7 protein-coding genes are annotated in these 9,918 nt (G+C 57.9%); 5 read left to right on the top strand and 2 right to left on the bottom strand.

The window, feature by feature from the left end; genetic code table 11:
• Positions 1-183, bottom strand: a 183-nt coding sequence (locus FGE21_RS18910; RefSeq protein ID WP_139664965.1) for a transposase, incomplete at its 3' end; no start/stop codon positions are given.
• A gap of 229 nt (positions 184-412) precedes the next feature.
• On the opposite strand from FGE21_RS18910, the gene FGE21_RS18905 reads away from it, so the two are divergent.
• The 4 genes from FGE21_RS18905 to FGE21_RS18890 are packed head-to-tail and all read left to right on the top strand — an operon-like array spanning position 413 to position 7,688.
• The gene (locus FGE21_RS18905; protein WP_139664964.1) at positions 413-1,903 is read left to right on the top strand and encodes an ATP-binding protein; all 1,491 of its coding nucleotides are present in this window, start codon (positions 413-415) and stop codon (positions 1,901-1,903) included.
• Positions 1,900-4,656, top strand: a complete 2,757-nt coding sequence (locus tag FGE21_RS18900) for a Z1 domain-containing protein (RefSeq protein WP_139664963.1) — start codon at positions 1,900-1,902, stop codon at positions 4,654-4,656. The genes FGE21_RS18905 and FGE21_RS18900 overlap by 4 nt, the downstream gene beginning before the upstream one ends.
• Positions 4,634-5,611: a PD-(D/E)XK motif protein gene (locus FGE21_RS18895; protein WP_370285823.1), complete on the top strand. Its 978-nt coding sequence runs from the start codon at positions 4,634-4,636 to the stop codon at positions 5,609-5,611. Before FGE21_RS18900 ends, FGE21_RS18895 begins: the two co-directional genes overlap by 23 nt.
• The gene (locus FGE21_RS18890; RefSeq protein WP_139664961.1) at positions 5,598-7,688 is read left to right on the top strand and encodes an AIPR family protein; all 2,091 of its coding nucleotides are present in this window, start codon (positions 5,598-5,600) and stop codon (positions 7,686-7,688) included. Before FGE21_RS18895 ends, FGE21_RS18890 begins: the two co-directional genes overlap by 14 nt.
• Before the next feature lie 21 nt (positions 7,689-7,709).
• On the opposite strand, the gene FGE21_RS18885 is transcribed toward FGE21_RS18890, so the two are convergent.
• Positions 7,710-9,203, bottom strand: coding sequence for a DNA cytosine methyltransferase (locus FGE21_RS18885; protein ID WP_139664960.1), 1,494 nt, complete (start codon positions 9,201-9,203; stop codon positions 7,710-7,712).
• Between the two features lie 86 nt (positions 9,204-9,289).
• Here FGE21_RS18885 and FGE21_RS18880 point away from each other — a divergent pair, with 86 nt between their 5' ends.
• The gene (locus FGE21_RS18880; RefSeq protein ID WP_139664959.1) at positions 9,290-9,769 is read left to right on the top strand and encodes a very short patch repair endonuclease; all 480 of its coding nucleotides are present in this window, start codon (positions 9,290-9,292) and stop codon (positions 9,767-9,769) included.
• Positions 9,770-9,918: the final 149 nt, after the last annotated feature.

The raw sequence follows: 9,918 nt of genomic DNA, 5'->3' as shown, positions 1-9,918 counted from the left end.
CCAGTTTTCTGGGACCACTTCAGGCTTCTTTGGAGCCGGATCGCCGAACAGCTTCATCCACTTGTAAAGGGAATGCGTACTGACCCCCAATCGCCGGGAAACCTCCCGAACCGGATAGCCCCGCACTGCAATCTGTTGCACTGCATCCCGCTTGAACTCGTCGCTGTAATTGCTTGTCCCCATGTCGGCCTCCTTGCCTCAAAGTTAAGGGGGCAAAGCGTCTACAAATCTAGGGGCACCTCACCTTGAGTCTGGCTGAGGCTCACATTCCAAAGGGCTCACGGCCATCGCAACGCTCCAAAAGAAAATGTTTTTTCATCTTCAACTTACGTGTGCCGTGTGTTCACATTGAAATGCAACGGCTCGCGAGAGGGGGCCATAGCGAAAATGTGTTGCTCAAACGCAGAGAAGAATGGTTGTGCGTACAACAAAACGACAGGCAGACGCGACTCCGTACGCGGCATCACTGATCGAAGGTATGAGGGATTTCGGTTATACCTTGGAAACTGCAATGGCAGATGTCATCGACAATTCGGTGACTGCCAAGGCGACCAAAGTCGAAATTCTCGCAGAAACGGCGACAGATGAACCGTGGATCGCAATCGTCGACAACGGGACAGGCATGACCGAACCCGAGTTGATTGAAGCAATGCGGCCTGGGACGAAAAATCCGCTTCAGGAACGCGAAGGTCATGATCTCGGACGGTTCGGGTTGGGCTTGAAGAGCGCGAGCTTTTCGCAATGCCGCCAGTTGACCGTAATCTCCAGGAAGGATGGTCAGACATCTGCCGCGACATGGGAACTCGACAAGGTTGCGGAGAGCAATGACTGGCGCGTAGACCTCGAGGATGACCTGACAGATATACCCGCTGCGGACAGGCTGCCGAATGCCGGGACCATTGTGCTTTGGCGCAAGCTCGATCGGCTCTCGACGAACTTCCGGAATGATGTTGCAAAGCGCTCAGCTGAAATCAACAAGGCCATTTCGGGTGCGGAGCGCCACTTGCGGCTCTGCTTCCATCGCTACATGGAGGGCAGCAAACCCGCTCTGCGGATACTGCTGAACGACCGAAAGCTCTTGCCGATAGACCCCTTTGCGACGGATCACCCGGCAACGCAGACGGATCCCGAAGATATCTTGCCGCTGCTCAACGGCGAAGTGGTTACCCAGTGCTTTACTCTTCCCCATCACAAAAAGATGTCGAAGACGGCTTGGGAAGACCTCGGTGGCCCCGAAGGCCATCTAAGGTCCCAAGGCTTCTACATCTATCGTGAGCGCCGTCTCATCATCGCCGGCAGTTGGCTGGGCCTCGCACGGCAGACAGAACTGACGAAACTAGCAAGGGTGCGTGTCGACATCCCGAACACCATGGACTCGGACTGGAAGATCGACGTCCGCAAGGCATCGGCCCAAATGCCGCCAGTTGTTCGCGAACGTCTGCGGAAAATCGTTGAACGGCTCCAAGGAACTTCGAAGCGAACCTACCAGCGCCGGGGGCGAAAGCTCGTGTCCGATGAGTATCTCCCGCTCTGGAACCGCGTCCAGAAGGATGGTGGCATCGTCTACCGCCCCAATGTCGAGCACCCCTCGATCACCGGTTTCGCCGCCGTGCTGCCTGAAGATTTTCGGCATGGGTTCAGGACCTGCATCAGTCTTCTGGGTAGCGGCTTGCCCATTGCTGCATTGCATGCGGACATGCTGGGCGGCGCCGAGGATGTGACGCAAGACGCGGCAGATTTCGCGGATTTCGCCGACTCGGCCGAGATCGCCATCAGGGCTTTGCTGCATTCGAACATGACAGGAAATGACGTGGTGCGAGCTTTATGCTCGACCGAGCCGTTCATCCACCACAAGGACGCGATTCGACGGCTTGTCGAAGAAATACAGGGAGAACCCTCGTGACCGCAGAGCTCAAGCACCTTGATGATGTCGTTTCGCAATCACTGGCGCATCAGCGCAAAAGCGGCACCGAACTGCGGACCTTCATAACGACGATGAATGTGGCGTTGCACGTGAATGCCGCGCCGGATGCCCTTGAGCAGCTCGCACGTGACATTGAGGAGCGTTTCGGCATCACCATGGGGCTCGGGGCGATGGTCGATGACGAGAGCTTTCGACCTTGGTTGGACGAGGCCAAGGCGTCCATCGACCCGTTCTACTGGGACCGTTACAAAAAGCTGCTGCACAAAAACGGCCTGCCACAAGACGTCATCACCACCACTGACGAACTGACTGACCGCATCCTCGGTCGCTTGGGCAATCCGGGACTCGACGAGAAATGGGATCGCCGGGGGATGGTTGTCGGTCACGTCCAGAGCGGCAAGACGGCGAACTACACCGGCTTGATCTGCAAGGCGGCGGACGCAGGTTACCGTTTGATCGTCGTGATCGCGGGCATCCACAACAATCTGCGCAACCAAACCCAGGAAAGGATCGACGAAGGCTTCATCGGTCGCGATACCGGGCGGCTGGCAACGCAGGGCAAGAAAGGCAACCGTGCCATCGGTGTCGGGCTGTTCGATGACCGCCATGTCCCGGTTGGCTTGACGAATACACTCGCCGACTTCCGCAAGGACACGGCGTCCACCAACACAAGCCAGATCGATTCCTACAAGGTGCCGGTGGTTCTGGTCATCAAGAAAAACCACAACACGCTCCGCAACCTGCTGGACTGGCTTCGCGAGAACAGTGCCAGGGGCGACGATCAGATGATCGACCAGCCGATGCTGCTGATCGATGACGAGGCCGACAACGCTTCGATCAACACGAAGTACTCGAAGGACGAGATTACCAAGATTAACGGGCAGATCCGGGATCTACTGAACATGTTTCACCGCAGCTGTTACGTCGGCTACACCGCGACGCCCTTCGCCAACATTTTTGTTGACCCGGAACAGTATGACGAAGCGCTCAAGGAAGACCTCTTCCCGAAGCATTTCATCGTGGGGCTGGATGCACCGTCGAACTACTTCGGCGCGAAGAAGATCTTCATCGACGGAATTCCCGATGACGGCGACCCTGTCTGGCTACGCTACATCACTGACAACGAAGACGTTCTGCCGATGAAGCACCGTATCGACCAGACGGTCGATGAATTGCCTGAAAGCCTGAAGGAGGCCGTGCGAGCGTTTCTGATCGCGCGGACAATCCGGAATCTGCGCGACCAAGCCTCGAAACACTGCTCGATGCTGGTGAATGCGAGCCGTTTCACGAAGGTGCAGGGGCTGCTGCGGAACCGGTTGCACCACTACGTCGGCGCCATCCAGGACTCTCTGCGTGTCAATGGTGCGCGTGGTGACGCCGCTTTGCGTGACGCGATGATTGCCGATCTGCACGAGACTTGGGAGAAGGAGTATTTCGACGCCGAGCCGGGCTGGTCCAAGGTGCTTGCGGCCATGCTTCAAGCGGTCGCCGCGGCGAAGGTCGTCGAGGTGAACAGCCGCGCCAACGGCCTCGACTATTCCGGAGATTCCAGCGTGGGTCAGACGGTCATTGCAGTCGGTGGATTTTCGCTGTCGCGGGGCCTCACGCTCGAAGGGCTGACGGTCACTTGGTTCCTGCGCAACACGATGATGTATGACACGCTGATGCAGATGGGCCGCTGGTTCGGGTATCGCGGCGGCTACGAGGATTTGTGCCGCATCTGGATGCCCTCTGAAGCGATCGACTGGTATGCCCACATCGCAGAGGCGAGCGAGGAACTGCATCTCGAGTTGAAGAAGATGGAGAAAGCCAAGGCGACGCCTTCCGACTTCGGTTTGGCCGTGCGCAGCCACCCGGCCTCGCTCTTGGTGACGGCCCGCAACAAAATGGGGTCAGGCCAGAAACACATCCTGATCGGCCTGTCCAACGCCTGGGTCGAGACCGCAAAGATCACGGCCAAACCAAAGGAACTTGAAGCGAACCATGAAGCTGCTGTTCGCCTACTGGAGGGCATGGCCGCGCGAGGACATGGACCGGCGGCATCAGACAAGGTGAAAGGTGGGCATCTTTTGAAGGACGTACCGGTCGAATTGATCGACCAGTTTCTGCTCGCTTGGCGCAACCATGAACAAGCCTTCCTGACCCAACCCGGGCCGGTACGTGGCTACATACGCGATCGGCAAGACGACGAACTGAAAATGTGGGATGTTCTGGTCACCGACGTGAAGAGCGAGGCCGACAACTTTGACATTGCCGGCTGGACCGTCGGACCGCAGATGCGCCGTGTCGGTTACGCCGACCTCGGCGATCATCTTCTGTCCATGAGTGGCAAGCGCGGCCGTATCGCATCCCGTGGAGTAGAGCGTATCGGGGTCGACGACGAAAAGGCCAAGCAAGCTGAGGCAGCATATCTTGTCGCTGAGAAACTCGATGGAACGGACGAGGAAAAGCGCCCTTCGTTTCCTGACAGGATCTATCGTCAGGTTCGCGACAAGCCACTGTTCGTGCTTCATGTCGTGCAGGTTCGCCAGCCTGAGGAAAAGGACATTGATCAGTTGCGCGACAAGAGCGTGCTCGACCGGCTGCCTCAGCGTCCTGTGATCGGTTGGAGCATCAGCCTTCCCCCGTCCGCCAAACCGAACGATCGGGTGGAATACATCATCAACATGGTGAAGTTCCGCGAAATTTACGGCACCGACGAGGACGACGATGGCGCATATGAGGATGATTGAGGGACCTTGGGCCAGCCTCGCGGAGAATGAGGCGCGACGTGTCGACAGCAAGGGGCGGTTCGACTTCTTTTGGGTGAGGATGCCTGACGGATCTCCGGGTTTGGTGCTGCGCCTCCCGGGTGCCGTCGAAGAGGTGCGCCCATTGCCGAAGCTCAAGCATGTCGGCGTTTTCTACCGGGTCGTCGAGGGCGCCAACCACCTTTGCATCACGCTGTCCGAATCCGCCCATATCGACCTGTTCGAAACACTTTGTCGGGACGTGGTTTCGGCGGGTGAAGAGGCCGCCGATCTTCAGGGGGCACTCGGCCGCGCCGTTCGACGGGCCATGCGCTGGCACCATCTTCTGCGGGGCGGCAAGCAGGGAATGCCGCTGGAAGTCCAACGTGGCCTGGTCGGCGAACTTGCATTCCTGCGCGAACTCGTCGCTGTTGTCGGCCCAAGTAAGGCGGTGGAAGCCTGGAAGGGGCCGGACGACAGCGCGAAGGACTTCGAGCTTCCCGGCACGTTCTTCGAGGTCAAGGCGCGGAGGAGCGCGGCCCATCCGAAGATCCGGATTTCGTCCGAGGCCCAACTGATGGACATCGTCGGAGCCCAGCTGTTCCTTCATGTCCAAGATGTGGACACCGCACTGGATTCCGAGGGTGACAACCTGAAGGATCATGTGGACAGAACGGCGAAGCTGTTCGAAGATGATGTTGCGGCGCTGGACGTGTGGGAGCAACGCATCGCCGAAAGTCCCTACGCCGAAGACGCCGTCGAACTGGAGCGACGCTGGCACCTCGGAGCGGCACGGCTGTTTCTGGTCGTCGAGGGCTTCCCGAGGATCGTCCCGCCGCTGCCGGCAGGGACCGAAGAACTGGCCTATTCAATACGCCTTGATGCCTGCACCGGCTTCGAGACGACAACAGATTTGAAGACATTGCTATTGGGGGAGATACCGGATGTTGGAGGTTGAGGAATTCCATCAGAGTCTCATCGCGGATGTCCAAGGTGACGCCGATGCGATGGGGGCCTATGTCCAGGAAGCCTTCTTCGAAAAGGTTGGAGAGATCCTCAACGAAGCCGGCGAGATCGAGGAAGCCGACTACTGCCACTTCGCTGGCAAGCGGGGGAGGGTCACGTTGCAGGTCAGCGGTTACAGCGGCGATCCACGTGACACCAACGGTGAGCTTGCACTGATCCTGACAGACTTCCAGATTACGCCGAAGGTTCGAAAAACTGATGGCAAGCACCTGCAAACGCAGTTTTCGAAATTGGTGGAGTTCCTGAGACACTCGAGGACGGAGCAATTCCTCGATGATCTGGAAGAAACCAGCAATGCCGCGCAACTGGTCGAGCTCATCCAGACTCGGTGGCCGCTCATCGAAAAGATCAAACTGATCTATGTCACAAATTCGGACAACCGGGCGAAGGCGGACGCCAAACCCGCAGGTGAAATTGGCGGCAAGCCCGTCACTTACAGTTCGTGGGACCTGAAACGCCTTCAGGCATACCTCGAACAGGGCAGAGCCCGCGAAGATCTGACGATTGATTTCGCCGGAGAATTCGGTGGTGCAGTGCCGGTTCTCCGGGCGTCTGGGGCGGATACGGCACTCGAAAGCTATCTCGCGGTCATTCCGGGTGCGCAGCTTGCCCAGATTTACGATCGATGGGGTGCCCGTCTGCTGGAAGCCAACGTGAGGAGCTTCCTTCAGGCGCGCGGCAAGGTGAACAGAGGCATCAGGGAAACCATCAAGGATGATCCCCAGATGTTTTTTGCCTATAACAACGGGCTTTCCGCCACAGCCGAAAATGTCATCTGCGAGAAGACCGAAGACGGTCTGGTGATTACCCGCGCCGAAAACCTTCAGATCGTAAATGGAGGTCAGACTACAGCCTCAATCCATGCTGCCCGCAAGCTGGCTGGCGAAGGTCTTAAAGACATCTATGTCCAGATGAAACTGAATGTCGTTCCTCCGACACTTGCACCGACGGTGGTCCCGCAGATCTCGGAATGCGCCAACAGCCAGAACAAGGTCAACGCCGCGGACTTCTTTGCCAACCACCCGTTTCACATTCGCGTTGAAGAACTATCTCGGAAGATCCTCGCGCCGGCTGGAGCGGATGGATACCGGGAGACCAAATGGTTCTACGAACGGGCGCGCGGTCAGTTCGCAGACGAACGCGCCAAGAAGACCTCCGCTCAGAGAAACAAATGGGATGCCGAATTCCCGAAGTCGCAGTTCTTCACCAAGACCGACCTGGCCAAGTTCGAGAACTCATGGAGCGGGCGTCCTGAAGAGGTCTCAAAGGGGGCTCAGAAGAACTTCGCGGAATTCGCCAAGGTGATCCAGAAAGTCTGGGGCAAGAGCGGTGCCCGGGTGGACGAAGTCTGGTATCGTCAATTGATTGCGAAGGCCATCATCTTCCGCAGGCTGGAAAAACTGGTCTCGGCACAGGAATGGTATGAAGGTGGCTACCGGGCGAACATCGTCACCTATGCCATCGCAAAGGTCGCGCACGACGCCGAAGCCGCAGAGAAGCAAGTCGATCTCCAACGGGTCTGGCGCATGCAGACCGTACCAACCGCCTTGGAAGAGGCGCTGCTGGTCGCCGCCGCCGAAGCACAGAGCCTGATCACCAGCCCGCCGGAAGGCATCCGGAACATGAGCGAATGGGCCAAGAAGCAGGCCTGCTGGGAGCGTTTCAGAAAAACGAAGCTGGATTACCCGAAAGACTTCAAGGGAATGCTGATAGCTCCCGAGGAAGCGCGCAGTGAGGACGACGCGATCAAGGATGACGTCGAATTGACCAAGAGCGTCGAGGATCAAACTCGGGTGATCGAACTCGGGCCGAAGCTCTGGGACGAAGCACGAAACTGGGGGCGGAGCCACAAGCTTTTGACTCCCATGGAATATCAGGTCTTGGGAATCTGCGCGAAAATTCCTGACCGTATCCCCACCGAGAACCAGACCGCAGTTGCAATCAAGGCGCTTGCCAAGCTGGAGAGCAACGGCTTCGGTATCACTGAAGAGGCGACGGCGGCCGAATGATCGGCCTTCGTCGCATCGTTTTCACGACAGCAACCGCATGACGGCCGTTGCGATTTGATATGCAAGGTAGGGTGGAACCGCGTTGCCGACCTGATGATACTGCTTCGTTCGTGGGCCGCAGAACCAGTAGTTGTCCGGGAACGTCTGCAAACGTGCTGCCTCGCGCACAGTCAGCGCGCGGCATTGCTTCGGATCCGGATGGATGAAGTAGTGTCCGTCCTTCGAGATGTGGCTGGTCACGGTCGTTGACGGCCTGCCTGCTGCCTGCGTCCGGAAACGGTCGGCGAAGTCTCCGGAGCTGCGATTTTTGTGTTTCGGCTGCAGAAACTCAGGTAACTCGATCAGCTTCGGGGCTTTCTTGAATACATGAGTGTAGGCGGCTGAATACATGTACCGCCCGAGGTCTTCCGGAATGTGGCCGCGGGTCTCGTGCTGGAGTGTTGTGCGCAACCGGTCGTCAGAAAACCAAGCTTGGAGATGATCCGGCATTGTTGTTTTCTCACCCTTCCAACCACTGCTGCGATGGTGAGGCAGATCGTTGGCCGAGGCGATCGCGCGCGCGATTGCTTGTACATCATCGGGGATTCCACTGGCATTCGCGATGGCGAGGGCCTGCTCACGGACAGCGTGGTGCCAACTGTCAACGCTGTCCTGTCGGCTCAAACCGCTTCTCAATTTCCACATGCCGGTGATGGCCTCGCCGACCGTGACCGGCGGCTGGGGTTCCCCCAGGATCGGGCCATTCAAATCCAGACCTGCCGCGATATCCTTGCGTATCCCGAGGATGATGACACGATGGCGAGCCTGAGGAACACCATGGTCTTCGGCTCGGATAAGGAAGCTGCGCGCCTCAGCCCGGCTGCCATCTTCGGGTGTCGGTTGAGCCAGGGGGAGCAGTCGATACCCGTCCCCCGAAGCCTCGAGATCATCCAGAACCCTGCTGAAGATGCCCCCGCCATCGACCTTGCTCGATAGCATGCCTTTGACATTCTCCATGACAAAGGCCGCCGGATTCAGGTGATCCAGAATTCGCACGTATTCTCGATACAGGTAGTGCCGCTCATCCTGCTCCGGCACGTAATCAGCCTTGCCCTTGTTCCTTGAACGCCCCGCGAGGGAATAGGCTTGGCAGGGCGGCCCCCCGATCAGGATCGTGTTTCCTCCGTGCGCTTCGCGGGCGTGGTCGAGTTCGACAGCCAGCTCTTCGAACACGCCGTCCCCACCCAGAACCCGCTTCCTGACCTCCTGTTCCGCCAACTTCCAGTTCGATGGATAGAGTTCCGACCAGTCAGGAAAAGGTGCGCCCTTGTTCAGCGCATTGTAGTATTCCTGAGGAAACTCGTCGAAGGACCGCAGGAAAGCGCGCAATCGCAGCGTCTGGATGGCGTGGTCATCCATTTCGACCGACAGATGGATCTTCATCCCTGCATCGGATGCACAACCAGCCCGCGAGAAGCCCTCACCGAGGCCACCGGGTCCCGCAAATAGATCAATGATGGCAAATTTCCGGGTCATGGCAATCCTTCCTGGACGCGCATCTCTACCAGGTTTTGCTATCAATGCCAGGTGGAAAATGGGGTCCAAATGGCTACATTTCCCTCATGACGGATGTGGTGGACAAGAAAACGCGATCACGAATGATGGCGGGGATCAGGGCAACGAACACGAAGCCGGAGATGCTTGCCCGCCGGGCATTGCATGCGCGAGGCTTCCGATTTCGCATTCATGACAAACGACTTCCTGGGCGACCAGATATCGTGTTGCCGAAATGGAAGATTGCGATACAGGTTCATGGCTGTTTCTGGCATCGTCACTCCGGTTGTTCCAAGGCCACCAATCCGTCCAGTAATGCCTCCTTTTGGGCGGAGAAGTTTCGGGCCAATGTTGAAAGAGACGCTGCTGCGGTCGAGAGGCTCTTGGAGGAGGGGTGGCGCATCCTCGTGGTCTGGGAGTGCTGTCTCGACAAGGCCGGACTGGCAAAGGCAATTGATATGATAGAGGATTTCATCAAGCTTGGTCCCAATCATCCTGTCCACTTCGCTGAAGTGGGGAAGCCAGATGTTGCAGGCGTCGAGGCGTAACGTCGCCGCCGACCGTGGCCGCGCATTGGGAACACGGCGATGCAATGTGATGACCGTGCGCCACGGTATTTCGATACGATAAATCCTTGCCCGTAAACCTTTTCCGTGGGATTGGTGATCGACGCGGCAAAAAGCACGTGACGAGCATT

Origin of the sequence: Phaeobacter sp. B1627 (genome assembly GCF_006265095.1) — a bacterium.
In the GTDB taxonomy this organism is placed as follows: Bacteria; Pseudomonadota; Alphaproteobacteria; order Rhodobacterales; family Rhodobacteraceae; genus Epibacterium.
The sequence above is the reverse complement of the archived record's forward strand: the minus strand, read 5'-3'. Positions and strand labels throughout refer to the sequence as shown.

Excerpts from the sequence above, each read along its gene's own strand:
- FGE21_RS18905 (WP_139664964.1), top strand. The coding sequence starts at position 413 with ATGGTTGTGCGTACAACAAAACGACAGGCAGACGCGACTCCGTACGCG.
- FGE21_RS18890 (WP_139664961.1), top strand. The coding sequence starts at position 5,598 with ATGTTGGAGGTTGAGGAATTCCATCAGAGTCTCATCGCGGATGTCCAA.
- FGE21_RS18895 (WP_370285823.1), top strand. The coding sequence starts at position 4,634 with ATGGCGCATATGAGGATGATTGAGGGACCTTGGGCCAGCCTCGCGGAG.
- FGE21_RS18880 (WP_139664959.1), top strand. The coding sequence starts at position 9,290 with ATGACGGATGTGGTGGACAAGAAAACGCGATCACGAATGATGGCGGGG.
- FGE21_RS18885 (WP_139664960.1), bottom strand. The coding sequence starts at position 9,203 with ATGACCCGGAAATTTGCCATCATTGATCTATTTGCGGGACCCGGTGGC.